24 protein-coding genes and 1 tRNA gene are annotated in these 23,625 nt (G+C 63.2%); 7 read left to right on the forward strand and 18 right to left on the reverse strand.

The genetic code is table 11. From position 1 onward, the window contains the following. Positions 1 to 15 precede the first annotated feature (15 nt). The 3 genes from lysA to argH form a co-directional block, all read right to left on the reverse strand. The gene (lysA, locus tag JOH52_RS09975; RefSeq protein ID WP_010970101.1) at positions 16 to 1,284 is read right to left on the reverse strand and encodes a diaminopimelate decarboxylase; all 1,269 of its coding nucleotides are present in this window, start codon (positions 1,282 to 1,284) and stop codon (positions 16 to 18) included. Positions 1,285 to 1,298: 14 nt separating this feature from the next. Further along, positions 1,299 to 1,499 carry an LPS translocon maturation chaperone LptM gene (gene lptM / locus JOH52_RS09980; RefSeq protein WP_003527415.1) on the reverse strand — a complete coding sequence of 67 codons (201 nt, stop codon included), beginning with the start codon at positions 1,497 to 1,499 and terminating at the stop codon, positions 1,299 to 1,301. Positions 1,500 to 1,694: 195 nt separating this feature from the next. Beyond that, positions 1,695 to 3,098 (reverse strand): argininosuccinate lyase, encoded by a 1,404-nt coding sequence (gene argH, locus JOH52_RS09985; protein ID WP_010970100.1) that lies wholly within the window; start codon positions 3,096 to 3,098, stop codon positions 1,695 to 1,697. A gap of 25 nt (positions 3,099 to 3,123) precedes the next feature. On the opposite strand from argH, the gene tlpA reads away from it, so the two are divergent. Next, on the forward strand, positions 3,124 to 3,798 hold the full coding sequence (tlpA, locus tag JOH52_RS09990; protein WP_010970099.1) for a thiol:disulfide interchange protein TlpA: 675 nt from the start codon (positions 3,124 to 3,126) through the stop codon (positions 3,796 to 3,798). Positions 3,799 to 3,835: 37 nt separating this feature from the next. Here the strand turns inward: tlpA and JOH52_RS09995 are convergent, their stop codons facing one another. The 3 genes from JOH52_RS09995 to JOH52_RS10005 all read right to left on the reverse strand — a co-directional run bounded on the left by JOH52_RS09995 (position 3,836) and on the right by JOH52_RS10005 (position 6,647). Then, on the reverse strand, positions 3,836 to 4,708 hold the full coding sequence (locus JOH52_RS09995) for a 3-hydroxybutyryl-CoA dehydrogenase (protein ID WP_010970098.1): 873 nt from the start codon (positions 4,706 to 4,708) through the stop codon (positions 3,836 to 3,838). A 143-nt stretch (positions 4,709 to 4,851) separates the two neighbouring features. After that, complete coding sequence (locus JOH52_RS10000) at positions 4,852 to 5,781, reverse strand: electron transfer flavoprotein subunit alpha/FixB family protein (protein WP_010970097.1); 930 nt, start codon at positions 5,779 to 5,781, stop codon at positions 4,852 to 4,854. A gap of 116 nt (positions 5,782 to 5,897) precedes the next feature. Beyond that, the gene (locus JOH52_RS10005; RefSeq protein ID WP_010970096.1) at positions 5,898 to 6,647 is read right to left on the reverse strand and encodes an electron transfer flavoprotein subunit beta/FixA family protein; all 750 of its coding nucleotides are present in this window, start codon (positions 6,645 to 6,647) and stop codon (positions 5,898 to 5,900) included. Positions 6,648 to 6,704: 57 nt separating this feature from the next. On the opposite strand from JOH52_RS10005, the gene JOH52_RS10010 reads away from it, so the two are divergent. Beyond that, on the forward strand, positions 6,705 to 6,911 hold the full coding sequence (locus JOH52_RS10010; protein WP_127510538.1) for a hypothetical protein: 207 nt from the start codon (positions 6,705 to 6,707) through the stop codon (positions 6,909 to 6,911). A gap of 35 nt (positions 6,912 to 6,946) precedes the next feature. Here the strand turns inward: JOH52_RS10010 and JOH52_RS10015 are convergent, their stop codons facing one another. The 4 genes from JOH52_RS10015 to JOH52_RS10030 are packed head-to-tail and all read right to left on the reverse strand — an operon-like array spanning position 6,947 to position 9,432. After that, complete coding sequence (locus tag JOH52_RS10015) at positions 6,947 to 7,738, reverse strand: rhomboid family intramembrane serine protease (protein ID WP_010970095.1); 792 nt, start codon at positions 7,736 to 7,738, stop codon at positions 6,947 to 6,949. A 38-nt stretch (positions 7,739 to 7,776) separates the two neighbouring features. After that, positions 7,777 to 8,355, reverse strand: a complete 579-nt coding sequence (locus tag JOH52_RS10020) for a cob(I)yrinic acid a,c-diamide adenosyltransferase (RefSeq protein ID WP_010970094.1) — start codon at positions 8,353 to 8,355, stop codon at positions 7,777 to 7,779. 17 nt (positions 8,356 to 8,372) lie between these two features. Continuing rightward, complete coding sequence (locus JOH52_RS10025; RefSeq protein ID WP_003533478.1) at positions 8,373 to 8,576, reverse strand: twin transmembrane helix small protein; 204 nt, start codon at positions 8,574 to 8,576, stop codon at positions 8,373 to 8,375. Between the two features lie 22 nt (positions 8,577 to 8,598). Then, positions 8,599 to 9,432: an SDR family oxidoreductase gene (locus tag JOH52_RS10030; RefSeq protein WP_003533481.1), complete on the reverse strand. Its 834-nt coding sequence runs from the start codon at positions 9,430 to 9,432 to the stop codon at positions 8,599 to 8,601. 170 nt (positions 9,433 to 9,602) lie between these two features. Between JOH52_RS10030 and JOH52_RS10035 the strand changes: the two genes are divergently transcribed. Next, entirely contained in the window at positions 9,603 to 10,478 is an 876-nt protein-coding gene (locus JOH52_RS10035) for a YihY/virulence factor BrkB family protein (RefSeq protein ID WP_010970093.1), read from the forward strand. Between the two features lie 18 nt (positions 10,479 to 10,496). Here the strand turns inward: JOH52_RS10035 and gluQRS are convergent, their stop codons facing one another. Continuing rightward, the gene (gene gluQRS, locus JOH52_RS10040; RefSeq protein WP_010970092.1) at positions 10,497 to 11,393 is read right to left on the reverse strand and encodes a tRNA glutamyl-Q(34) synthetase GluQRS; all 897 of its coding nucleotides are present in this window, start codon (positions 11,391 to 11,393) and stop codon (positions 10,497 to 10,499) included. A 152-nt stretch (positions 11,394 to 11,545) separates the two neighbouring features. On the opposite strand from gluQRS, the gene JOH52_RS10045 reads away from it, so the two are divergent. Both JOH52_RS10045 and JOH52_RS10050 read left to right on the forward strand, forming a co-directional pair. Continuing rightward, a complete protein-coding gene (locus JOH52_RS10045) occupies positions 11,546 to 12,193 on the forward strand; it encodes a DNA-3-methyladenine glycosylase family protein (RefSeq protein ID WP_010970091.1) in 648 nt (215 codons plus the stop codon). 105 nt (positions 12,194 to 12,298) lie between these two features. Then, on the forward strand, positions 12,299 to 12,856 hold the full coding sequence (locus JOH52_RS10050) for an HNH endonuclease (protein ID WP_003533486.1): 558 nt from the start codon (positions 12,299 to 12,301) through the stop codon (positions 12,854 to 12,856). Positions 12,857 to 12,887: 31 nt separating this feature from the next. Here the strand turns inward: JOH52_RS10050 and JOH52_RS10055 are convergent, their stop codons facing one another. Continuing rightward, complete coding sequence (locus JOH52_RS10055) at positions 12,888 to 13,397, reverse strand: disulfide bond formation protein B (RefSeq protein WP_013844819.1); 510 nt, start codon at positions 13,395 to 13,397, stop codon at positions 12,888 to 12,890. A gap of 318 nt (positions 13,398 to 13,715) precedes the next feature. On the opposite strand from JOH52_RS10055, the gene JOH52_RS10060 reads away from it, so the two are divergent. Further along, positions 13,716 to 13,800, forward strand: a tRNA-Leu gene (locus JOH52_RS10060). Between the two features lie 61 nt (positions 13,801 to 13,861). Here JOH52_RS10060 and JOH52_RS10065 read toward each other — a convergent pair. Together JOH52_RS10065 and JOH52_RS10070 are read right to left on the reverse strand one after the other, a co-directional pair. Next, positions 13,862 to 14,344, reverse strand: coding sequence for a GNAT family N-acetyltransferase (locus JOH52_RS10065; protein ID WP_003533488.1), 483 nt, complete (start codon positions 14,342 to 14,344; stop codon positions 13,862 to 13,864). After that, a complete protein-coding gene (locus tag JOH52_RS10070; protein WP_003533490.1) occupies positions 14,344 to 14,628 on the reverse strand; it encodes a type II toxin-antitoxin system TacA family antitoxin in 285 nt (94 codons plus the stop codon). Before JOH52_RS10070 ends, JOH52_RS10065 begins: the two co-directional genes overlap by 1 nt. 204 nt (positions 14,629 to 14,832) lie before the next feature. Here JOH52_RS10070 and JOH52_RS10075 point away from each other — a divergent pair, with 204 nt between their 5' ends. Continuing rightward, the gene (locus JOH52_RS10075) at positions 14,833 to 16,479 is read left to right on the forward strand and encodes an AMP-binding protein (RefSeq protein ID WP_010970088.1); all 1,647 of its coding nucleotides are present in this window, start codon (positions 14,833 to 14,835) and stop codon (positions 16,477 to 16,479) included. 15 nt (positions 16,480 to 16,494) lie between these two features. On the opposite strand, the gene JOH52_RS10080 is transcribed toward JOH52_RS10075, so the two are convergent. The 4 genes from JOH52_RS10080 to secA all read right to left on the reverse strand — a co-directional run bounded on the left by JOH52_RS10080 (position 16,495) and on the right by secA (position 23,457). After that, a complete protein-coding gene (locus JOH52_RS10080) occupies positions 16,495 to 17,766 on the reverse strand; it encodes a GNAT family N-acetyltransferase (RefSeq protein WP_010970087.1) in 1,272 nt (423 codons plus the stop codon). A 3-nt stretch (positions 17,767 to 17,769) separates the two neighbouring features. Further along, positions 17,770 to 19,158, reverse strand: a complete 1,389-nt coding sequence (locus JOH52_RS10085; protein ID WP_003533497.1) for a lipopolysaccharide biosynthesis protein — start codon at positions 19,156 to 19,158, stop codon at positions 17,770 to 17,772. Between the two features lie 153 nt (positions 19,159 to 19,311). Beyond that, a complete protein-coding gene (gene cml, locus JOH52_RS10090; protein ID WP_013844818.1) occupies positions 19,312 to 20,511 on the reverse strand; it encodes a CmlA/FloR family chloramphenicol efflux MFS transporter in 1,200 nt (399 codons plus the stop codon). Between the two features lie 234 nt (positions 20,512 to 20,745). Continuing rightward, positions 20,746 to 23,457 carry a preprotein translocase subunit SecA gene (gene secA, locus JOH52_RS10095; RefSeq protein WP_003533499.1) on the reverse strand — a complete coding sequence of 904 codons (2,712 nt, stop codon included), beginning with the start codon at positions 23,455 to 23,457 and terminating at the stop codon, positions 20,746 to 20,748. Between the last annotated feature and the right edge of the window lie 168 nt (positions 23,458 to 23,625).

Raw genomic sequence — 23,625 nt, forward strand, 5'->3', positions numbered from 1 at the left:
ACGCGTCGCTGGAGCTCAGTCGAGCCAGTCCGGCACCGAGTCGAGGCCGATCAGCTCGTCGTAGTCCCGGCGCGGGCGGATCACGTGGAAACGATCGCCCTTGACGAGCACCTCGGGCACCAGCAGGCGGCTGTTATAGGTTCCCGCCTGTACGGCACCGTAGGCGCCGGCCGAGCCGATCGCGAAAAGATCGCCGGGCTTCGGCATCGCCATCTCCCGGTCGAGCGCCAGATAGTCGCCGGTCTCGCAGACCGGCCCGACGACATCGGCCTTGATGCGCGGCGCGCTTGCGGCGGAAATCTTCACCGGCCGTATCTCGTGATAGGCTTCGTAGAGCGTCGGTCGGATGAGATCGTTCATCGCTCCATCGACGATGACGAAGGTCTTGTCGCCGCCGTCCTTCACATAGACCACTTCGGTCACGAGAATGCCGGCATTGCCGACGATCAGCCGGCCCGGTTCGGTGACGATCTTGCAGTCGAGGCCCTTGAGCTGGTTCTTGACGATATCGGCATAGGCGTCCGGCAACGGCGGCGGATTGTTGTCTTCACGGTAGGGAATGCCGAGACCGCCGCCGATATCGACGTGCTCGATGACATGCCCGTCGGATCGCAGCGTATCGACCAGTTCGCGCAACAGCTTGAAGGCATCGTCGAAGGGCTGCAGCTCGGTGATCTGGCTGCCGATATGCATGTCGATCCCGGTCACTTCGATGCCGGGAAGCTCGGCGGCATGAGCGTAGACGCCACGTGCCCGCTCCCAGGAAATGCCGAACTTGTTTTCCTTCTTGCCGGTCGAGATCTTCGCATGGGTGCGGGCATCGACGTCGGGATTGATGCGGAAGGAAACCGGCGCTCGTCTGCCGGCGCGAACGGCCCTCTGGTTCAGGACCTCCAACTCCGGCTCGGATTCGACATTGAAGCAATAGATGCCTGCCTCGAGAGCAAAATCCATCTCGCGCGCTGTCTTGCCGACGCCCGAGAACATGATCCGGCCTGCCGGAATGCCCGCTGCAAGCGCGCGGCGCAGTTCGCCCTCGGACACGACGTCCAGGCCTGCGCCGAGACGGCCGAGGGTTTTCAGCACGGCCTGGTTCGAATTGGCCTTCATCGCATAGCAGACCATGGCGTCCACATCGGCAAAGGCTTGCGAAAAGACCTTGTAATGGCGCTCCAGCGTGGCGGTGGAATAACAGTAGAACGGCGTGCCGACGGCGCGCGCGATCTCGGTCAGGGGCACGTCTTCGGCGTAAAGAATTCCGTCGCGGTATTGGAAATGGTTCACGGTCTTTCCTCGGCTCAGAGGAGGGGGTCAAGCAGGAATGGGCGGTCGTCGACGGTTTGCTTCGGCGCGACAGTACCGGCGGGCGTTTTCGTGTTGATCGGTGTGCTGGCTCCCGGCCGGTCGAGGTCGCCCTTACGCCCGCAGCCGGCGAGAACCAGCCCCGGGATTGCCAGAAGAAGCGCGATTCGGGCGGCCTTCCTGAATGTCATCGTCATTTCCCTTTGCCGAAGCTGAGAGCCGGTTGATCTTGGGAGCGCGGGGGCGGCAGGAACCTGTTCCCTGTACCGCTCCGGTGCGATGTCTTACCGATTTTTCAGCGCCTTGTGCACCCTGTTTCTGCGAAGGGCAGGGAGCCTTGGAGCCGACGCATTTTCCCACGGAAAACCGTTACACACTTTTCCTGAAGCGCTCTAGTTGCGCGCCCGCCACCAGGCGATCTGCTTGCGGACCTCGGAGGGCGCAGTGCCGCCGAAACTGGTGCGGCTTGCCACGGAGGCCTCGACCGTCAGGACGCCGTAGACCTTGTCCGTTATCGCGGAATTGATCGCCTGCAGCTCGGCAAGCGGGAGGTCGGCGAGATCGCATCCCTTCTGTTCCGCAAGCGCGACGACGCGGCCGGTCACATGGTGGGCGTCGCGGAACGGAAGGCCCGCCTCGCGCACCAGCCAGTCGGCGAGATCGGTGGCTGTCGAGTAGCCGGAGCCTGCTGCGGCCTTCATCCGGTCGGCGCGTATCGTCACGTCGCGGATCATGCCGGTCATGGCCGCGATTGCGAGTTCGAGGCTCTCGGCCGCATCGAAGACTTGTTCCTTGTCTTCCTGCATGTCCTTGGAATAGGCGAGGGGCAGACCCTTCATCACCGTCAGAAGGGCAACCAGCGAGCCGTTGACCCGGCCGGTCTTGGCGCGCACGAGCTCGGCCGCATCCGGGTTCTTCTTCTGCGGCATGATCGACGAACCGGTCGAAAAGGCGTCCGACAGGCGGATGAAGCCGAATTGCGGCGTCGACCAGATGACGATTTCTTCCGCGAGCCGCGACAGATGGGTCGCCGCGATCGCGGCGATCGACAGGAATTCAAGCGCGAAATCGCGGTCGGAGACGGTATCGATGGAATTGCGCGTCGGCTCGCGGAAGCCGAGTGCCTTGGCGGTCATGTGCCGGTCGATGGGGAAGCCGGTGCCGGCAAGCGCGGCTGCGCCGATCGGGCTTTCGTCCATGTGCTCGATCGCGTGGCGAACGCGCGCGCGGTCGCGGCCGAACATTTCCACATAGGCCATGCAGTGATGCCCGAAGGTGACCGGCTGCGCCGTTTGCAAATGGGTGAAGCCGGGCATTACCGTTTCGGCATGCTCCTCGGCGCGGTCGAGAAAGGCAGCGATGAGCCCGGTCAGCGCCTTCTCGGTCTTCTGCAGCTCCTCTTTGACCCACAGGCGGAAATCGAGCGCGACCTGGTCGTTGCGCGAGCGCGCCGTATGGAGGCGCCCGGCGGCCGGGCCGATGAGGGCCGCCAGCCGCGCCTCGATGTTCATGTGGATGTCTTCCAGCCGGCGCGAGAATTCGAATGCGCCGCTGTCGATCTCTGACAGGATCGTGTCGAGGCCGTGAACGATCTTGTCTTTGTCTTCGGCGGAAATGATGCCTTGATGCGCCAGCATCGTCGCATGCGCTATTGAGCCGCGGATGTCCTGGGCATAGAGCTTCTTGTCGAAGCCGATCGAGGCATTTATCTCCTCCATGATCGCGTCCGGGCCCGAGGCGAAGCGACCGCCCCACATCTGGTTGGAGGATTTCGTCTCGGAACTGCCGTCAGCCATCAGGATGCCCGCCTTGGAGAATGAAATGCCAGACCAGAAGAAACGCCCTCCGGCCCTTAAATTGTTCGCGCTCGCCGCCCTTCTGGGCGTGATCGCCGGTGCGGCTGCGGTATACGTGAAGGAGACGGGGTCTGGCAATGGCGGCGTCACGCCGACGGCGGACGCCAGCTGCCCGCTTGCCGGGCAAAAGGTGGCTTCGCTCACCCCGGTGATGCGCGGCCAGGTGGCGGCGATGACGCCGGCGGACAAGGCGCGCCCGATCGGCGGCCTCGATTTCGCAGGTCCCGACGGCAAGCCGCTGACGCTTGCCGCCTTTGCCGGCAAGACCGTTCTGGTCAACCTCTGGGCCACCTGGTGCGTGCCTTGCCGGGAGGAGATGCCGGCGCTCAACGCCCTGCAACAGACGCTCGGGGGCGACCGTTTCGAGGTGGTCGCAATCAACATCGACACCGGTGCCGACGACAAGCCGAAGGCGTTCCTCGACGAGGTCGGCGTTCATGCACTCGGCTACTACCGCGATGCCTCGATGGGGGTTTTCAACACGCTCAAGAAGGAGGGGCTCGCCTTCGGCCTTCCCGCTACCTTGCTCCTCGACGAAAAGGGCTGCCTTCTGGGGTCGATGAACGGACCGGCCGTATGGGACAGCGATGATGCGAAGAACCTGATCGAGGCGGCGTTGGCTCCGCCTGCGGGGAGTTGAGGGATCGCCGCAGGAGCCTTCCGCGTTGCCTGAAAGGTCAGCGCGTCGGTACGGGCACCTCGCCCCGGTAGTCGTAGAAGCCGCGGCCGGACTTGCGGCCGAGCCAACCGGCCTCGACATATTTTACCAGCAGCGGACAGGGGCGATACTTTGAATCCGCCAGGCCGTCATGCAGCACCTGCATGATCGACAGGCAGGTGTCGAGACCGATGAAGTCGGCGAGCTGCAACGGGCCCATCGGATGATTGGCGCCGAGCTTCATGGCCGTGTCGATGGCATCGACGGTGCCGACGCCTTCATAGAGCGTGTAGATCGCCTCGTTGATCATCGGCAGCAGGATGCGGTTGACGATGAAGGCCGGAAAATCTTCGGCGACGGTGACGGTCTTGTCGAGATGCGCGACGAATTCCTTTGCCGCCTTGAAGGTCTCTTCCTCCGTGGCGATACCGCGTACGAGCTCCACCAGCTTCATCACCGGGACCGGGTTCATGAAGTGGATGCCCATGAACCGTTCGGGACGATCGGTCGCGGAGGCGAGCCGGGTGATGGACAGGGACGATGTGTTGGTCGCCAGGATAGCATCCGGCCTCATGACCGGGCAGACCTGCCCGTAGATCTTGCGCTTGACGGTTTCGTCTTCGGTGACCGCCTCGATGACGAGATCGGCCTGCGCGAGGTCGTTGATGTCGCCTGAGCCCTTGATCAGGGAAAGCGCCCGCTTGCGGTCCTCGTCGCTCATCTTGCCGGAGGAGACCTGCCGGGCCAGATTGCCGTTGATGGTGGCAAGTCCCGCCTCGATGCGGTCCGCAGCGATATCGTAGAGCTGAACCTTATATCCGGCGGCTGCCGAAACATGGGCAATGCCGCAGCCCATCTGTCCTGCGCCGATAATTCCCACCGTCTTGATCATTGAAGCGAACACCCATGTTCAACAGGTTGCGGCAATGACGCTGCCGCAGATGCAAAAATACCGGACCGGCAGGGCCGGCCCGGTATGATTGTTAATGCCATGCCGGCACTTTTTCCAGCTTTTTCGTGCCGGTAGCCGGTGCGTCAAAGCGCCTTTTCGAGTTCCGGCAGGACTTCGAAGAGATCGGCGACGAGGCCGTAGTCGGCGACCTGGAAGATCGGCGCTTCCTCGTCCTTGTTGATGGCGACGATCACCTTCGAATCCTTCATGCCGGCGAGGTGCTGGATCGCACCGGAAATGCCGCAGGCGATGTAGAGGTCGGGGGCGACCACCTTGCCGGTCTGGCCGACCTGCCAGTCGTTCGGCGCATAGCCGGCATCGACGGCGGCGCGGGAGGCGCCGACGGCGGCGCCGAGCTTGTCGGCAACCGGCAGGATGACTTCCTTGAACTTCTCCGAGGAGCCGAGCGCCCGGCCGCCGGAGATGATGATCTTCGCCGAGGTCAGTTCCGGCCGGTCGGACGACGACAGGGCATCGGAAACATGGGCGGAAAGGCCCGGATTCGCCGCGGCGGCAACCGTCTCGACCGGTGCCGAGCCGCCTTCTTGAGCGGCGGCAAAGGAGGCGGTGCGCACGGTGATCACCTTCTGCGGCTCGCTCGTCTGCACCGTCTGGATGGCGTTGCCGGCATAGATCGGCCGCCGGTACGTGTCAGCCGAGACGACCTCGATGATCTCCGAAACCTGTGCGACGTCGAGAAGGGCTGCGACCCGCGGCATGACGTTCTTGCCGACCGAGGTGGCGGCGGCAACGACGGTGTCGTAATTGCCGGCGAGCGAAACGATCAGGGCCGCCAGCGGCTCGGCGAGATTGTTGGCGAGCGAGGCGTCCTCGGCGACCAGCACCTTGGCAACGCCCGAGAGCTTGGAGGCTTGTTCGGCGATGCCTTTGACGTTCTGACCGGCAACCAGCACATGCACGTCGCCGCCGATCTTCGCTGCCGCCGTTAGTGCCTTCGCCGTCTGGTCGGAAAGGTGGCTGTTGTCGTGGTCAGCCAGAAGCAGAATGGCCATGGTAGAATTCTCCCTTTCGATTGAGCTCAACGATCCGTTCCGGATCGGAGCTCATGAGTCTGAAGTGGTTCATGCGTTTGTCCGGAAACCGGTATCCACTTTCCGGACGCATGAACTTAAAGCACGCCGGCTTCGGTCTTGAGCTTCTCGACGAGCTCGGCGACCGTCTTCACCTTGACGCCGGCCTTGCGGCCGGACGGCTCTTCCGTCTTCAAGACTTTCAGCCGCGGGCTGGTGTCGACGCCGAAGTCGGCCGGGGTCTTCTTGTCGAGCGGCTTCTTCTTCGCCTTCATGATGTTCGGCAGCGAGGCATAGCGCGGTTCGTTGAGCCTGAGATCGGTGGTGACCACCGCCGGCAGCTTCAGTTCGACCGTCTGCAGGCCGCCGTCGACCTCGCGGGTGACGTTGACCTTGCCGTCGCCGATCTCGACCTTGGAGGCAAAGGTGCCCTGGGCCCAGCCGAGCAATGCCGACAGCATCTGGCCGGTCTGGTTGGAATCGTCGTCGATCGCCTGCTTGCCGACGATGATCAGCCCCGGCTGTTCGGCCTCGGCCACGCCCTTGACGATCTTGGCGACGGCGAGCGGCTCGACCTGGTCTTCCGTCTCGACCAGGATCGCCCGGTCGGCGCCCATGGCGAGCGCGGTCCTGAGCGTCTCTTCCGCCTTGGCCGGGCCGATCGACACGACCACCACTTCACTCGCCTTGCCGGCTTCCTTCAGCCGCAGCGCCTCTTCGACCGAGATCTCGTCGAACGGGTTCATCGACATCTTCACATTGGCAAGCTCGACGCCCGATCCATCCGCTTTGACCCGGATCTTGACGTTGTAGTCGACCACCCGTTTCACCGTCACAAGTATTTTCATGGATTCTTTCCCTCCAAGAACGTTCGCAGGAAAATGCGCCTTAACAAGGCGGCCTGATTGTCGGTTGGCGACATCGATACGCGTTTTTGCTCCATAGACAAGCCGTTCTTGACGCTAAATCGCGATGAACCAACGCCAATTCGATATGACCGCGCTTATTCGTACTTACGTTTACGTACAGGTAAAAAAATCCGCTGGCAAGCACAGCCGCAAGGCCGGCTTCTCTCGGGCATCGCCGCCAACGAAGCGCGTGCAATCCATTGAAAACTTGACGTTAATTTCTCGACCTTGCCTCGAGTTCAAGTCGGTCGGCCCCAATGCGGAGCGGGCTTGGAAGCTCCGGCGGCCACAGGCGATGTCTCTTCAGGCGTTCTCTCCCGGTGCTCGACGGCGCGTGGAGTGACGATTGTGCGATCGAACAGCGGCACACCGGGGCGTCGCAAAAGGACCACGAGCACAAGGCCCGCTACGATCCCGCCGACATGCGCGCTCCAGGAAACGCCGCCGCCGGGATCGGCCAGGAACATGAAAAACTGCTGGCCGATCCAGAAGGCGAGCGGAATGGCGGCGGGGAGCGGCAGGGGGATGCGGAAAAGCACGAGCACCCAGACCCGCACCTTCGGGTGCAGGAGGAAATAGGCGGCGACGACGCCGGATATGGCGCCGGAGGCGCCGATCAGCGGCGCCTCCGAGGCCGGCTCGAGGAGCCCATGGGCCAGCGCTCCGGCGGCCGCGCACAGAAGATAGAACACGAGAAAACGGAAATGCCCGAGCGCGTCCTCGACATTGTCGCCGAAGACCCAGAGGAAAAGCATGTTCATGGCGAGATGCATGAAATCGCCATGCAGAAAGGAGTAGGTGACGAAGGTGAATTCGTCCGGAACGATCACCAGCGAGGGATCGAGGTCGGCATAATCGAAGATGATCGCGGGGATATAGCCTAGCCCGAGGATCGCAGCATTGGCGAAATCCTCGGTTGCGACGGGCCCGATAGCGAGCCAGGCAACGAAATCGATGACGATCAGCGTGATCGTCACATACTGCATCCTTATGTGCTTCAGCTCGTTCCTGTCATGCAGCGGTATGAACATGTGATCCCCGAGACGACACGCGCCGAAACAAAAATACGTTATCTGTTGTTGCCGGGGACCCAAAGGACGTCGGCGCGCCCCTTGTCATTTGCCCAGCGGGCCGCGACGAACAGGAAATCCGAAAGGCGGTTGACATAGGCAATCGCCTCCGTGCTGACGGCCTCGCCTTCCATCGATGCGAGTGCGACCATTTGCCTTTCGGCGCGCCGCGCCACGGTACGGGCCACATGGAGGGCGGCCGAAGCGGCGCTGCCGGCCGGCAGGACGAAGGAGCGCAGCGGTTCGAGGTCGGCATTCAGCCGGTCGATCTCCCGTTCGAGGCGCTCGACCTGGGCAGCGACGATGCGAAGCGGCTCGTATTCGGGCTTCTCGCCCGTGTCCGGCGTGGCGAGATCGGCGCCAAGATCGAAGAGATCGTTCTGGACGCGCATGAGCATCGCGTCCAGATCCGGGATCGCATCCGTGTGCTGGCGGGCGAGGCCCACAAAGGCATTCGCCTCGTCTATCGCGCCGTAGGCCTCGACCCTGAGATCACTTTTCAGACGCCGCGGGCCGGAGACGAGGCCGGTCGTGCCGTTGTCGCCGGTCCGGGTGTAGATCTTGTTCAATTTTACCATGATGCTGTCGCTTTACCTCAGCTCGGGCGGCCGCCGCCGGTCACCCAGAGCGTCAGCATGATCAGCACGATGGCGACGGCCTGGAACAGCACGCGGGCCTGCATGAGTTTGTTGGAGGTGTTGCCGCTGCCGCCCTTGGCCATGTTGAGCAGGCCGCGGATCAGCACGATCGCTACCAGGCCCATGACGAGCAGGGTCAGACCGGTAAGGAAGCTGTTCATGGCGTAAATCCTTGTGGTTCGGTCAGCCGAGGCGACCGATGATGCGATAGAACAGTGCCGCCGGCAGGAGCTTTTTGAGAAGCGCTCCCTGCCTGGCCGGCCTTGTCACTATATAATGCGGCCTCGGACGGCGTGCCGTCAAAGCGTGTTTCAGTGCAGCGTAAACGGCGTCGGGGCCGAGCTTGCCGGGTGCTGGTTTGCTCTCGCCGCGCAGGCGCCGCATCTGCCGCTCGTATTCCGCACGATGGACGGAATTCTCGAGATCGATGAATCGCTCGATATAGGCGATCGCATTGGTCGTGAATTTCGAGGCGATCGGACCGGGCTCGATCAGGCTCACGCCGATGCCGCTGCCGGCGAGCTCCATCCTCAATGTGAGCGAGAGCGCCTCGAGCGCGAACTTCGAGGCATTGTAGGCGCCGCGCCAGCGATAGGGCACGAGGCCGAGAATGGAGGAGCACTGGACGATGCGGCCATGCCCGCGGGCGCGCATCGCCGGGATGACGCGCCGCGTCAGGTCGTGCCAGCCGATGACGTTGGTTTCGAGCTGGAGCCGCAGGGCCTCCGTCGGCAGGTCCTCCACCGCGCCGGCCTGGCCGTAGGCGCCATTGTTGAAAAGCGCATCGATCCGTCCGCCGCTCAGCGCCATCACGGCTTCCACCAGCGCGGCAATCGTCTCCGGCCGGGTATAGTCCATGATGAAGGTCTCGATGCCTTCGGCCTCCAGCGGTGCCTGATCCTCCGGCCGGCGCACGGTCGCGAAGACCCGCCAGCCGTCCCGCTGCAGCGCCCGGGCGCAATAGGCCCCGATTCCAGAGGAGCAACCGGTGACGATGATGGTGGGGCGATCCGGCATCCACGCGATTCCTGTAGAAATCCAAGCCCCATTTCCCATATTCATCGTTGGGATACAATTGAATTGCAAAGGCGATGGCTGGGACCCGAACGTGACGTCAAGGCCGGTCGCAGGTGCCGCGCCGGCTGGTCCTCATCAGGAGCGGGATTGGTGAAAGAGTGGGAGACGGAATGCCGGCATTCGTTCGCATCATCTGGAAGGTCGTGTTCGATGCGCTCTGGCATTTCAGCGAGGACGATGGCTGGGCGATGGCCAGTCACGTAGCGCTTTCTTCCCTGATGGCCGTCTTTCCCTTTCTGATCTTCGGCACCGCGCTCGCCAGTTTCCTGGGCGCCGATCAGTTCGCGCAGACGGCAGTCCATCTGATCTTCGACACCTGGCCGGAATCGATCGCCAAGCCGGTCGCCGACGAAGTCGTGCGCGTATTGACCATCCCGCGCGGCAGCCTGCTTACGATCTCCGTTCTTGCTGCAGCCTATTTCGCCTCGAACGGTGTCGAAGCATTGAGGATCGCGCTCAATCGCGCCTACAGGGTTGCCGAAAGCCGCTACTGGTATGTGACGCGGCTCGCGAGCCTCGGCTTCGTGCTCGGCGCCGTGCTCATCCTGGCCGCCCTCAGCATTCTTCTGGTCGCGGTGCCTCTGGCGGTCCGCAATGCGGATCAGTGGTTCCCCTGGCTGGATGCGCTGATGGCGGCGGTGGACGATTGGGGCTTGCCGCTGACGCTGACCATGCTGACGGCAGGCTTGCTCGTCGCCCATCTGTGGTTGCCGGCCGGCCACCGCAATGTCGTAGACGTGCTGCCCGGCATCTTCCTCACGCTCGTGCTGTGGTCCGTGGGCGCCTACGCCTTCGCCTCCTATATCGCGAATTTTTCCAACTACGTCACGACCTATGCCGGGCTCGCTTCCATCATGATCGTCCTGGTCTTCCTCTACATGCTTGGCGCGATCTTCATCATCGGTGCGGAAATCAACGCCGCCATCCTGAAATACAAGGTGAAGCTCATGGTCAGGCGCAGTTTTCAGGGAGGCCGAGGAGAGTAAGAACGCGGATTCCTCTCCTCATCGCTCGCCAAGAACCATCGCCCTGACATCCGCAGGCCTGTGCCCGGCGGCTCGGAAGGCGGCAATGCCCGTGTCGCTGTCGCTCTTCGACAGTTTCCGGCCGTCCGGTCCGAGCACGAGCCGATGATGGTGATAGACCGGCTGCGGCAGATCGAGGAGCCGCTGCAGCAGGCGATGCACCGATGTCGCGTGGTAGAGGTCGCGGCCGCGCACGACGTGGGTGATGCCCTGCAGGGCATCGTCGACCACGACCGAGAGATGATAGCTCGACGGCGCATCCGAACGCGACAGGATGACATCGCCCCAGGCGGCCGGATCGGCGACGATCGACGTGGCTTCGCCCGATTGGCTCAACCCCGTTTCCCGCCACGTGAGTGGCTCGCCCGCGCACCGCACGGCCTCTCCCATGTCGAGACGCCAGGCATAGGGTCGGCCGCTCGCCAGGAGAGCAGCCTGCTCGTCCGGCGTGAAGCCGCGCTCGCGGCCGGGATAGAGCGGTGTTCCGTCCGGGTCGCGCGGCCACGCTTGCCCCTTTGCCTCCGCCGCGGCCACCGCCGCCCGTATTTCACCGCGCGTCATCACGGCGGGATAGACGAGACCCATCGCTTTCAAGCGCTCGAGCGCAGCGGCATAGACGCCGAGATGTTCGGATTGGCGCCGCACCGGCTCTTCCCAATCGAGGCCGAGCCAGGCGAGGTCCTCGAAGATCGCGGCCTCGAATTCCGGCCGGCAGCGCGTCCGGTCGATATCCTCGATCCTCAACAGGAAACGGCCGCCCATGGCTGCCGCCATGTCGTGATTGAGGATCGCCGACAGGGCGTGGCCGAGATGCAGGAGACCGTTCGGACTCGGCGCGAAACGAAAAACCGGTTGTTCTGGTCGTGAAATCGGCATTCTTTTCCTTTGCCATGGAAGCGTTGTAAAGATCACCCGCTTTCTACAGGGCCGTGTGCGTGTCAGACGCAAGGGACGCTGCAGCACTTTGGTTTTGCTGCAAGTGTCCTTCAATCGGCGGCGATTTAAGGACACTTTCAGTGGGAGGATGCATGCGGATTATCCGGACACACGAGGATATAGAGGCCGGTCTTGCCGGTCTGGTGATGCTCGATGCCCGGCTCGAACACGTCATCGATAAGGCGGGGCCGGTACCCTTGAGGCGCACCGACCCCGGTTATCGCGGCCTCGCCAACATAATCGTCTCCCAGATGGTTTCGAAGGCGAGCGCGGCGGCGATCTGGAACCGGATGGAGGCCTCGCTCGGCGAGATCACCGCAGACGCGGTGCTTGCGCTCGACGACGACGATTGCCGACGCTTCGGTTTGTCCCGGGCCAAGGCCGATACGCTGAGAAGGGTCGCCGCTGCCGCGACCGCGGGCGAGATCGATCTCGACGCCATCTGCAACGAGGAAGCGGTTAAGGCAATTCACGAACTGACGGCGATCAAGGGTATCGGCCGCTGGACCGCCGAAGTCTATCTGCTCTTCTGCGCCGGCCATCCGGATGTGTTCCCGGCCGGCGATGTCGCCCTGCAGAATGCCATCGGCCATGCGCTCGGGCTCGAACTGCGACCGACGGCAAGCGAGGTCGATTCGCTCGCGGGCGGCTGGTCGCCATGGCGCAGTGTCGCCGCGCGGCTATTTTGGGCCTATTATGCGCAGGAAATGCGCCGCGATGCGCTTCCCGTGACGCCCTGAAGAAAAAAGCGGATCCTTTACTCCCTTTTCTTTGTGGCTTCACAATCCTGTCGCAACGCGCCTAATATAGAAGAGGCAGATGCCGAATCGCTCAGGAGAATACGCTTGACGATTGCAGTCTCACCTCAGGCCCTGCCGGCGCTCGTGTTGAACGCCGACTATAGGCCGCTGAGTTATTATCCCTTGTCGCTCTGGTCCTGGCAGGACGCGATCAAGGCGGTCTTTCTCGACCGTGTGACAATCCTCGCCGAATACGAACACTCCGTCTCGTCGCCGAGTTTCTCGATGCGGCTGCCGAGCGTCGTCTGCCTCAAGAGCTATGTCCAGCCGTCACGCCACCCGGCCTTTACCCGGTTCAACGTTTTCCTGCGGGATAAATTCGAGTGCCAGTACTGCGGCTCACCGGACGACCTGACCTTCGACCACGTGGTCCCGCGTGCCCATGGCGGCCAGACCACCTGGGAAAACGTCGTCGCCGCCTGTTCTCCGTGCAATCTGCGCAAGGGCAGCAAGCTGCCGAAGCAGGCAGGCATGTTCCCGCATCAGAAGCCCTATCATCCGACGGTCCAGGATCTGCACAATAACGGCCGGCTTTTTCCGCCGAACCATCTGCACGACAGCTGGATGGACTATCTCTACTGGGATGTCGAGCTGCAGCCGTAAGGGCGTCGGTGCCGCTGCCGGCGCTGCGGGCTTACGCCTTCAAGGCACCACGCAAAGCGATCGCTGCAAGAACGAGGCTCGCGATAACGTTCCAGCCTGCGAAAGAAAGCCCGAGCACGCGCATTGCCGCGTCGCTGCAGGAAGGCGCGTGTTTGGCGTCGAGATCGCCGAGCAGGTCGCCGACGTCGGGAGAGATGCCCTGGGCCGTGGTGGCGCAGGTCGAGGGTCCTTCCCAGAAATGCCACTCCGCGCCGGCATGATAGACGCCGAGGCCGGCGCCGACCAGCATCAGCATGCCGACGGCGAGCAGCAGCGTGCGCGTGGTCCAGGCGGGCAGCTTCAGGACACTGGCGAGGATGGCGAGAACCCCGAGCGGTATGCCGTAATAATAGGGATCGCGCTGGAGCAGGCAGAGCGCGCAGGGTATGTAGCCACCGATGTGCTCGAAGCCGAGCGCCCCACCGACGGTCGCCACCATGCCGATCGTGACGAGCACGGCGCAAAGAAACTGCCGGCGCTGAGCAAACGAAGCCTCGATCATGCACACCTCTCGCCGCGCGCAGAGCGGCGAACATGTCGCCCGGGCGCCCGTTAAATCGAATTCCGGCTTCTTAAGCAGGATTGCTCCCTCTGTAAATCGCCTCGTGCGTTCAACCGCTTGCACGCTTTTGTGATCGGTCGGAGCGGGGCGGAGAAGAACGGAAGCGGGTTTGTACGCTTGCGGTTCCCAGGGGCGACCGATGCCGTTCGTGCCGCATCGGACCAAAATCATGCGATCGACGAAAATCGCAAACTTCGTGGTTGACCGGCGCGAAAACGATCGTGTAAATCCCAAGCGCTGATATCACGCAAGCCTCTAGCCCCATTGGCGGAATTGGTAGACGCGCTCGACTCAAAATCGAGTTCCGAAAGGAGTGCTGGTTCGACTCCGGCATGGGGCACCATCCTGCTACCGCGACCTTTGCGCGTCTGTACGGAGAACGGCACAGACTTCGTGGAAGTGCTCTAACGGCGCTTGCCCTTGAGCGACAACACCAGCGTCATGGGATGGTTGGGTGAGCACTGGAAGCCGTAATGTTCGTAAAAGGCTTTCGCCTCGCCCGAGATGGCATGCACGAGCAAGCCCCGTATTCCCATGATGTCGGCCGCCTGCGAGGACCGCAGGACGGCATCTTGCAATAGCGCCGCGCCCAACCCTTTGCCCTGCCAGTCGCGGTCGATAGCAAGGCGACCGAGCACCGCCATCGGGATGGGATCCGGCATGTTGCGCCGGACAGAGCTCGGCGCGTCGGCCAGATCGAGGGCACCGGATGCAAGGCAGTAATAGCCGACCACGCGCCATTCTTCAGCGATAACATAGGTGCGCGACGCGCCACTGGCCTGATTAGCGTGCGCACGGCGGCGCAGCCAGTCATCGAGCGTGTCGTTGCCGCTCTGGAAGAGATCGAAGTCGTGGGCTTCACCAAGAGGCGTCGGCGCCGACAGCATCAGGACTGCCAGGGTTTCGGCGCATTCATCAGGCGTTCGAAGCCGTCGCCACTTGGCGGCTGGTCAAGAATGTCTAGGTAGTGCCGATAGCTGTGCTCATCGACCCGCACCAGCGTCTGATCGAGCAGCGTGTCTTCGGCCGCGCGGTAGGCTGCGTCGATCATAAAATCGGAGCGGGTCTTGCCGCGAATGCTCGCGGCGCGATCGATCACCTTGCGTATATCCTCTCGGATTCGCAGGTTGACGGGCTTCGCGTGGGTGTCAGTCGACGATTTCGTGGCCATGAAGGACTCCTTCCACGGCGCATGATAGCATATCCAGATACACAATGTGTATCCGCCCCGGCGAATTTTCGTGCGGGACGCTTCTGAAGCGCAGTGGAATCGTGATGAGGCCTGCGTCTGCTCCGCTTCCCCGTCGGCTGCCCCATTGAATTCGCCCGCCCGCAAATGTTAGCTGCGTTGCAGCAATCTCAGTGCAGCAGGCCCATGCTCCCGAAGATCGAAGACTACGACGAACTCTATCGCGAATTCCGCTGGCGGATCCCTGAGAGGTTCAATATCGGCGTGGCCGTGAGCGACGCCTGGGCCGCGCGTGATCCGGAGCGCATCTGTCTTCAGCATTTCAGCCCGGACGGCGCGCATCTTGCGCTGACCTATGGCGACTTCGCCGCGCGTTCGTCCGCCTTTGCCGGCGGGCTTGCCGCGCATGACGTGAGCCCCGGCGAACGCGTCGCCATCCTGCTGCCGCAGGGTTTCGAGGCGGCGATCGCCCATGCGGCGATCTATAAACTCGGCGCCATCGCGCTGCCGCTGGCACTGCTCTTCGGCGTCGAGGCGCTTGCCTATCGGCTGAAGGATGCGGGCGCGGCAGCAGTCGTCACCAATCGCTTCGGCTATGAGCGGCTTGCGGCGATCCGCGGCGAGCTGCCGGAACTTCGTATGGTCGTCCTGGCCGAGGAGGACGAGAAGCCCGGCACGGTTCGTTTCCGCGATATCGCGGCAGGGCAGGGCCGCTTCGACCCCGCGGAGACGAAGCCGGACGATCCGGCGCTGATGATCTACACCTCGGGAACGACCGGACCGCCGAAGGGGGCCTTGCACGGGCACCGCGTGCTGCTCGGCCATCTGCCGGGATTTCAGTTCCATCATCATTTCCTGCCACAGCCGGGCGACCGCATGTGGACGCCCGCCGACTGGGCCTGGGCAGGCGGTCTCCTGAACGCTCTGCTGCCGTCGCTTTTCTTCGGTGTGCCCGTGGTTTCCTCGCCTGCGCAGAAATTCGATGCCCATACGGCGTTCCGGATCATCGAAGAGATGGAGGTGCGCAACGCCTTCATCCCGCCGACGGCGCTCAGGCTCCTCAAATCCGTCGAGCGGCCGCGCGATCGCTGCGCGCTCAAGCTCCGCACCGTCGGTTCGGCGGGAGAGGCGCTCGGGCGGGAGACCTTCGAATGGGCCAGGGCGGCGCTCGGCGTCGAGGTGAGCGAATTCTACGGCCAGACGGAATGCAATATCGTCATCTCCTCTGCGACCGGTCTCGGCGTGGCGAAGGCCGGCTCGATGGGCAAGGCGGCACCGGGTCATCAGGTCGCGATCATCGACGGCGAGGGGCGGGTGCTGCCGCCCGGCACGGTCGGGCAGGTGGCGATCAGGCGTCCCGATCCGGTGATGTTCCTCGGCTATTGGCGCAACGAAGAGGCGACCGAGGCCAAGTTTATCGGCGACTGGATGACCACCGGCGACCAGGGCGTCATGGACGAAGAGGGCTATTTCACCTTTTTCGGCCGTGACGACGACGTCATCACGTCGTCAGGCTATCGCATCGGTCCGAGCGAGATCGAGGATTGTCTCGCCGGGCACCCGGACGTCCAGCTCGCCGCGGCCGTCGGCAAACCGGACCCGCTCCGGACCGAGATCGTCAAGGCCTATGTCGTGCTGAAACCCGGCGTCGCTGCCGGCGACGAGACCGCGGCAGGGATCCGCGACTGGGTGAAGAACAGGCTGTCGATGCATGAATATCCGCGCGAGATCGCTTTCGTCGACAGCCTGCCTTTGACCACCTCGGGCAAGGTGATCCGCCGGCTTCTGCGGGAGAAGGCGGCGGCAGAGGCGCGCGCCGCGTCCGGCGGCTGACGGCCGGCTGCAAGATCAGCGGCCTGCCAGCGCCCGGATCTTTTCACGCAGCAGCCGGGCCATGTTTCGGGTATTGCGATAAAGATGGAGCTGCGCGGCGACCTGGCGCACGTCGCGGTCGCGGTTCTGTGCCAGCCCGATCACGAGCGTGCCCATTTCCTCCCGCTCCTGCCACAGGCGGCTCATCACCGGATGATCGGGCACCGCGCAGGAGTCGGAGCGGATGATATTGGCATCGTCGAGATGCCACTCCGTGAGCTCCGCGACAAGCAGCTTGCCCGGGGAGTATTTTGCGTAGCGCTCGTCATAGGCGGTCTTCCAGGCAAAGGCTTCGCCGGCCATCAGCAGAACGATGACGGTCGCGATCGCCTTGCCGTCCAGGTCGAGCGTGTGAATGCGCACGCTGTCAGCCTCGGCGAGATTGTTTACCGCTTCCCTCGCGAAAGCGGCGCGGAACCGGTCCATGATCATGGCGCTGCGTTCGCGGCCTTTCCAGCCGGACGCTTCGAGGACCAGGAACTCCTCCATGCGCAGGCGGATCTCATCGGGTTGGCGCGCGACATTGTAAACCAGCGCCCCCTGCTTCGCGAGATTGTTCCACTGCCGCTTCAGCTCCCTCAGGTGCTGGGAGCTCACGGCCTCGCGCAAATAGGTGGGGCCGTCCAGCAGGCTTTCGAGCATCGGCCGGCTGAATGTATCCGTCACCGTCAGCGGCAGGTTTTCGCCGATCGCAACGGCACGGGCAAGCTGCGCAAATTTGCCGTTCAACCTGATATCCGGAAGCACGAGCACCGGCGGCAGGCCGGCGGAAGGTGCGGCCAGCGCTTCATAAAGATTGCTGATCGTTTCGGCCGCGTCCTCCGCATCGAGGAGAGGCGTGCCCAGCGGCCCGAAGGGATTGGACCAGGCGCGAATAATGGTCGCGCCGATCGAAAAACCCGGCTTTTCTATCGAGAACGGCATGAGAAAGCGGAGGCGGCTTCTCTGCTCGCTTTGGTCGCGGATGACCGCAAGCCGGATCACCCGATCCTCGAGGCGCGGCATGGCGGGCGCGAGAAAGCGCCCGGTAAAGAAGACGTTCTGCTCGATGGCGCGATTGGAGAGAAAGTCGAGCTCCCGCTGCAGGTCGTATCCGGCTCTCGCCGGATAGACCGCGAGGTGCCGTCCGGGCCTTCCGACCATCAATGTCCGTTCGGACTGCAACGTATCGGGTCCGGATTGCGCGAGGCCGCCAAGCAGGCGGTTGGCGCTGCCGTTCACGTCTGCGGGAAGGACATTGCCGATCATGGCTCAAATCGCCTCGTTCTTGTTGTTCATGCGCCCCGCGCCGGCAACGGCCCGCAGGGGAAAGCCGAAAGTGCGCCTGACGGCGAAATGCAGGATGGCTGCCTCCACGAACATCGCGCCCGCAGTGGCGGCAGCTGCGCCCGTCAGGCCGAAGACCGGGATGAGTGTCACGTTCAAGGCGATGTTGGCTCCGAGCGCAGCCGCATAGAGCAGGACGCAGAGCTTTTGCCGCCCCGCCATCGTGAGCAGCGTTTCGGCCGGCCCGACAAATGCCTTGGCGAGAATTCCCGTCAGCAGGATCGCCATCAAGGGGGCGCCGGTGGTGAAGGCCGGGCCAAACAGCGAAAGCAGCATGTTGCCGGCTGCGAGCACGCAGCCGCCGATCACCAGGGACGGCCAGAAGGACCAGCGCGCGCTTTCGACAGCGATTTCCGCCAGCTGCCGGCGGTCGCCTGCGGCCATTGCCGCGGAGAAGCGCGGACCTGCCGCTGCCTTGACGGCGAACATGACGAAATGGACGAGTGCCATGGTCTTGGCCGCCGCAAAATAAACCGCCACATCGTCGGGTTTCAGATAGAGGCCCACGATGACGACGTCGGAATTGGTGAGCAGGAACCCGAAACCGTCGACCAGAAAAATGGGAAGGGAGACGCTGAGCCACCGCCCGAGCTCGATCTTCATCGGTCCGCGCACGTAATGGCGGCCGAGCCGCCATGCCATCGTCACGAATTGTCCGAGCGTGGTGACATAGGCCGCCGCCAGCGCAGCGCCCATGGCTGTCGTCGCGTCGCGCGGAAGCCCGGCGGCGATCGCGATGACCATGAAACCGAGGATCAGCAGCGGCCGCACGAGATAGGTCGGGCTCATCGCGACGATGGGCCAGCTATGCGCCCGCGCGGTGCCGTCCAGTACATCGCCGAGCGCGATCATCGGCAAGGTGAACAGGCCGAGATAGAGGGGAATCACATAGTAGCTTTCGATGGCGGAGCCGAAGAGCCAGAGGCCGGCTCCGCCGACGGCGGCGAGCACGGTCGCGGAAAGCATCGCAAAGACGCGCGCCGTCGTGGTCAGGCCGCGGATATTCGCAAGCGCGGCGGTCGTATGGTATTCCGGCAGAAAGCGGATCACGGTCGCATGGAAGCCGAGGCAGGACAGGTTTCCGAAGAGGACGACCAGCACCCAGACGAAAATGAAGATGCCGTATTCGAACTCGCCGACCAGGCGCGCAAGGACGATTTGCGAGACGAAGGCGATGGCTGCGCTGACGATGCGGATCAGAAAGGCGATGAGCGCCACGCGCTGTGCACGGTTCCTGGGATCGTCCCCCGCAAGAAGCGGCGCGAGGCCGTGCAGGAGACGAGGCAGGCGATATCTCAGCGCCGACGGCAGCATTCGTCCGGCCGATTGACATACCGCCATGAACACGAGGACACCCTGACATTACGCAATACTGGGCTTCACTTCTGTCAGATCAGCGTTAACAAAGGGTTCAGCACCCTCGCTTGAGAGCGGGGAAGCCGGGCTCTTGCCCGACTTCCTCTTCAATCATGCCTGCACATGCCTTCTGGAATGCAACTGCCGGCGCGCGATCAGCACAACGCCGGCCATAATCGAGGCATAGACGACAAGCGGCCACGCGCTGTCGCCGGGCAGTCCGATCACGAGCAGTGTCCCCGCCGTCCCGACGATGAGGCTTTGGACGCAGAAATAGACTGCGACCGCCGAACCCGCCATGTCTCCAAAATCCTCGAGAGCGCCGTTTGCGGTCACCGATACGGTGAAGACGATGCCGACCGCCATCACCCACATCGGCATGACGAAGGTCCAGGACGAAGGGACGCCGAACGTTTCCCCGGCAATCAGGAGCGCTGCCCCGAGAAGCAACATGCACATGCCCCGCAGGAGGCTGCCCGAAGTTCCCCATCGGGAGACGAACCGCTCGGCAAAGCGCGCCGTGATGATCATCACGATTGCTACAGTTGCAAAGGCGAGGCTGAACTGCAGCTCCGAATATCCTGCCTTGTCGATCAGCACGCGCGGCGAGGTGGAAAAGAACACGAAGAACGTGCCCATGGCGGCGCTGAAGCCGAGGGTATAGGTCCAGAAGGCGAGGCTGCGGAAAAGGGGGCCGAATGCGTGCCGCGACAGCGCTGCCGCCGAAGGGCGGGATTCATGCCAGCGAGGCAGTGCCTGCAGCAGCGCGATTATGGCTAATGCACCCAGCGTAACGAAGATCGAGCGCCATCCGAACCTCTCCGCCAGCATGGCACCGGTTATCGGCCCCAGAGCGGGAACGAATGCCAGAATGGAACTGAACAGGCTGTAGATGACCACGCTTTCCGGGCGGTCGGCATATACATCCCGGATCGTTGCAAAGGTGGCCACCAGAGCCGCAGATGCGCCAACCGCCTGGAGGAAGCGGAAGGCGACGAAAGGGATGGCGCTGGAGGAAGCCGCGAGGCAGAACGATGCGGCGGCGAACAGCATCGCTCCGCCGATCAGGACTGGCCGTCGCCCGATGCGGTCGGAGACGGGCCCGAAGACGATCTGGCCGAGGCCGAGCATCACCATATAGAGGCTCAGCGTGAGCTGAACCACGGCGGGGCTGGTGCCGAGAATACCGGGCATCGCAGGAACGATCGGGAGATAAATATCCATGGCCAGAGAGGCGAGGATATCGAAGGGCGCCATCAGCAGCAGCGCTGCCGGCAGCGAATAGCGCCAGACATGGTTTTTTGTAGGCATGGAAAGACATCCGCTCAAATGAGGAACATTCGGCGGCGGTCTGCCTGCGGCACGGGGGGTCGGCTCGACAGACGCCGCAACAACAAGGAAAAGCGTTGTTGCGGCTTACTTGTCCGACGACTTTTGAGCTCCCATGCTACGGCTCCATGCACATCTTGAGGCGAAGTTGCCTGCCATGTCAGTGGCAGGCCGACAATCGTCCGCGCGCCCGACGGGACGCGCAGCGCCGTGCGGTCAGGCTTCGTAAATGCCGTGGCAATGCTTGTATTTCTTGCCCGAGCCGCAGGGGCAGGCTTCGTTGCGTGCGACCTTACCCCAGGTGGAAGGGTCGGCCGGATCGCGGTTCGCAGGGGCGACCGCCAGCAGCGTCTCGCCGGCCTGCGCGAAGTCGTCCTCGCCTGTCAGGGGATCGATATGATGCGCCTGCATCGGCGGCAGCGGCTGCGGTTCCTCCGGCGCCTCGCGGACCAGTTCGACCCGCATCAGCTGCGCCGTGACCGCCTGGCGCAGATTGCCGAGGAGGGCCTGGAAGAGCTCGAAAGCCTCGGACTTGTATTCCTGCAGCGGATCGCGCTGGGCGTAGCCGCGGAAGCCGATGACCGACCGCAGGTGGTCGAGGTTGACGATATGCTCGCGCCAGAGATGGTCGAGCGTCTGGAGAACGACCGAGCGCTCGACATATTGCATGATTTCGGGGCCGAAACGCTCCGCGCGCTCGGCAGCCGCCTTGTCCACCGCGGCAGTGATGCGCTCGCGGATATCGTCCTCGGCGATGCCTTCTTCGGCGACCCATTCGGCGATTGGCAGGTCGAGATTGAAATACTGCTGGACGTCGGCCTTCAGCCCCTCGGCATCCCATTTTTCGGCATAGGCCCGCTCCGGGATGCGCTTGGCGACGATTTCCTCGATCACTTCGTTGCGCATGTCGGTCACCGTATCGGTGACGCTCTCCGCGTCCATCAGTTCGATGCGCTGCTCGAAGATGACCTTGCGCTGGTCGTTGAGCACATCGTCGTACTTCAGGAGATTCTTGCGGATGTCGAAGTTGCGCGCCTCCACCTTCTTCTGGGCGCGTTCGAGCGCCTTGTTGATCCAGGGATGGACGATCGCCTCGCCTTCCTTCAGGCCGAGCTTCTGCAGCATTCCGTCCATGCGGTCGGAGCCGAAGATGCGCATCAGATCGTCCTGAAGCGACAGGTAGAACTTCGAGCGGCCCGGGTCGCCCTGGCGGCCCGAGCGGCCACGCAGCTGGTTGTCGATGCGGCGGCTTTCGTGCCGTTCGGTGGCCAGGACGTAGAGCCCGCCGGCGGCAAGCGCCTTTTCCTTGAGTTTCTGGACCTCTTCGCGGATCGCCTTTTCGCGCGCCTCGCGCTCCGGCCCGGGCTCGACATCGGCCAGCTCCTGCTGGATGCGCATGTCGGGGTTGCCGCCGAGCTGGATGTCGGTGCCGCGGCCGGCCATGTTGGTGGCGATCGTGACCGCGCCGGGGACGCCGGCCTGCGCGACGATATAGGCTTCCTGTTCGTGATAGCGGGCGTTCAGCACCTGGAACTTGGAGAAGCCGCTCTTCTTCAGCATATCGGCGAGAAGTTCTGACTTCTCGATGGAGGTGGTGCCGACGAGCATCGGCTGGCCGCGCTCATGGGCGGATTTGATCTCGTCGATGATCGCCTTGAATTTTTCGCCGACGGTGCGATAGACCTCGTCGTCCTCGTCGATGCGCTTGATCGGCAGGTTGGTCGGCACCTCGAGAACTTCGAGGCCGTAGATGTTGCCGAATTCCTCCGCTTCCGTCGCTGCCGTACCGGTCATGCCCGCAAGTTTGTCGTACATGCGGAAATAGTTCTGGAAGGTGATCGAGGCGAGCGTCTGGTTCTCGGGCTGGATCTGCACCTTTTCCTTGGCTTCGAGCGCCTGGTGCTGGCCTTCGGAATAGCGGCGGCCGGGCATCATGCGTCCGGTAAACTCGTCGATGATGACGATCTCGCCGTTGCGTACGATATAGTCCTTGTCGCGGGTGAAGAGTTTGTGGGCCTTCAAGGCGTTGTTGACGTGGTGAACGATCGCCACGTTCTCGATGTCGTAGAGCGATTCGCCCTTCAACAGGCCGGCCTCGCGCAGCATGTTTTCGAGCTTCTCGGTGCCTTCTTCCGAGAAGTTGGCCGAGCGCTGCTTCTCGTCGATTTCATAGTCTTCCGGCGACAGGAGCGGAATGAATTCGTTGATGGTGTTGTAGAGATCGGAGCGGTCGTCGAGCGGGCCGGAGATGATGAGCGGCGTGCGCGCCTCGTCCACCAGGATCGAGTCGACTTCGTCGACGATGGCGAAGAAGTGGCCGCGCTGGACCATCTGCCCGCGCTCGTACTTCATGTTGTCGCGGAGATAGTCGAAGCCGAGCTCGTTGTTCGTCGCATAGGTAACGTCGCAGGCATAGGCGTCGCGGCGTTGCTCGTCGGAAAGACCGTGGACGATGACGCCGGTGGTCATGCCCAGGAAGCCGTAGATGCGGCCCATCATGCCGGCGTCGCGCTGGGCGAGATAGTCGTTGACGGTGACGACATGCACGCCCTTGCCGGCGAGCGCATTGAGATAGACGGGAAGGGTTGCGACGAGCGTCTTGCCTTCACCGGTCTTCATTTCCGCGATGGCGCGCTCGTGCAGGATCATGCCGCCGATCAGCTGGACGTCGAAAGGGCGCAGCCCGAGGACGCGGAGCGCAGCCTCGCGAACGACCGCAAAGGCCGGCACGAGAATATCGTCCAGGGTCTTGCCATCGGCGAGCTCACGGCGAAATTCCGCCGTCTTCGCCGCCAAGGCCTCGTCGCTCAGCGCCTTCATTTCGGCTTCGAGAGCATTGATGGCGTCCACCCGTCCCTTGTAGCCGCGGACGCGGCGATCGTTGGCGGAACCAAACAACTTGCGGGCAAAGCCGCCGAGACTGACCATGCAAATGGTCCTTTCCTTATTTGTCGCCTGGGGTTTCAGGCGCGCGGTCGAAAAACCGCGTCACGCCGCGAAACGCCCGGAAACTGTTCTGGACGCGAGGTTGCGTGACAGATAAGAGGGGGGTCGGATTATGTCAACGCACTTGCACGGCCGGACGGCTACAGAACC

The sequence above is a fragment of the Sinorhizobium meliloti genome (assembly GCF_017876815.1).
In the GTDB taxonomy this organism is placed as follows: Bacteria; Pseudomonadota; Alphaproteobacteria; order Rhizobiales; family Rhizobiaceae; genus Sinorhizobium; species Sinorhizobium meliloti.

Excerpts from the sequence above, each read along its gene's own strand:
- lptM (WP_003527415.1), bottom strand. The coding sequence starts at position 1,499 with ATGACGATGACATTCAGGAAGGCCGCCCGAATCGCGCTTCTTCTGGCA.
- argH (WP_010970100.1), bottom strand. The coding sequence starts at position 3,098 with ATGGCTGACGGCAGTTCCGAGACGAAATCCTCCAACCAGATGTGGGGC.
- tlpA (WP_010970099.1), top strand. The coding sequence starts at position 3,124 with ATGCCAGACCAGAAGAAACGCCCTCCGGCCCTTAAATTGTTCGCGCTC.
- JOH52_RS09995 (WP_010970098.1), bottom strand. The coding sequence starts at position 4,708 with ATGATCAAGACGGTGGGAATTATCGGCGCAGGACAGATGGGCTGCGGC.
- JOH52_RS10000 (WP_010970097.1), bottom strand. The coding sequence starts at position 5,781 with ATGGCCATTCTGCTTCTGGCTGACCACGACAACAGCCACCTTTCCGAC.
- JOH52_RS10005 (WP_010970096.1), bottom strand. The coding sequence starts at position 6,647 with ATGAAAATACTTGTGACGGTGAAACGGGTGGTCGACTACAACGTCAAG.
- JOH52_RS10015 (WP_010970095.1), bottom strand. The coding sequence starts at position 7,738 with ATGTTCATACCGCTGCATGACAGGAACGAGCTGAAGCACATAAGGATG.
- JOH52_RS10020 (WP_010970094.1), bottom strand. The coding sequence starts at position 8,355 with ATGGTAAAATTGAACAAGATCTACACCCGGACCGGCGACAACGGCACG.
- JOH52_RS10025 (WP_003533478.1), bottom strand. The coding sequence starts at position 8,576 with ATGAACAGCTTCCTTACCGGTCTGACCCTGCTCGTCATGGGCCTGGTA.
- JOH52_RS10030 (WP_003533481.1), bottom strand. The coding sequence starts at position 9,432 with ATGCCGGATCGCCCCACCATCATCGTCACCGGTTGCTCCTCTGGAATC.
- JOH52_RS10035 (WP_010970093.1), top strand. The coding sequence starts at position 9,603 with ATGCCGGCATTCGTTCGCATCATCTGGAAGGTCGTGTTCGATGCGCTC.
- gluQRS (WP_010970092.1), bottom strand. The coding sequence starts at position 11,393 with ATGCCGATTTCACGACCAGAACAACCGGTTTTTCGTTTCGCGCCGAGT.
- JOH52_RS10045 (WP_010970091.1), top strand. The coding sequence starts at position 11,546 with ATGCGGATTATCCGGACACACGAGGATATAGAGGCCGGTCTTGCCGGT.
- JOH52_RS10055 (WP_013844819.1), bottom strand. The coding sequence starts at position 13,397 with ATGATCGAGGCTTCGTTTGCTCAGCGCCGGCAGTTTCTTTGCGCCGTG.
- JOH52_RS10065 (WP_003533488.1), bottom strand. The coding sequence starts at position 14,344 with ATGCTGTCGGCGCCGACGCCTCTTGGTGAAGCCCACGACTTCGATCTC.
- JOH52_RS10070 (WP_003533490.1), bottom strand. The coding sequence starts at position 14,628 with ATGGCCACGAAATCGTCGACTGACACCCACGCGAAGCCCGTCAACCTG.
- JOH52_RS10075 (WP_010970088.1), top strand. The coding sequence starts at position 14,833 with ATGCTCCCGAAGATCGAAGACTACGACGAACTCTATCGCGAATTCCGC.
- JOH52_RS10080 (WP_010970087.1), bottom strand. The coding sequence starts at position 17,766 with ATGATCGGCAATGTCCTTCCCGCAGACGTGAACGGCAGCGCCAACCGC.
- JOH52_RS10085 (WP_003533497.1), bottom strand. The coding sequence starts at position 19,158 with ATGCTGCCGTCGGCGCTGAGATATCGCCTGCCTCGTCTCCTGCACGGC.
- cml (WP_013844818.1), bottom strand. The coding sequence starts at position 20,511 with ATGCCTACAAAAAACCATGTCTGGCGCTATTCGCTGCCGGCAGCGCTG.
- secA (WP_003533499.1), bottom strand. The coding sequence starts at position 23,457 with ATGGTCAGTCTCGGCGGCTTTGCCCGCAAGTTGTTTGGTTCCGCCAAC.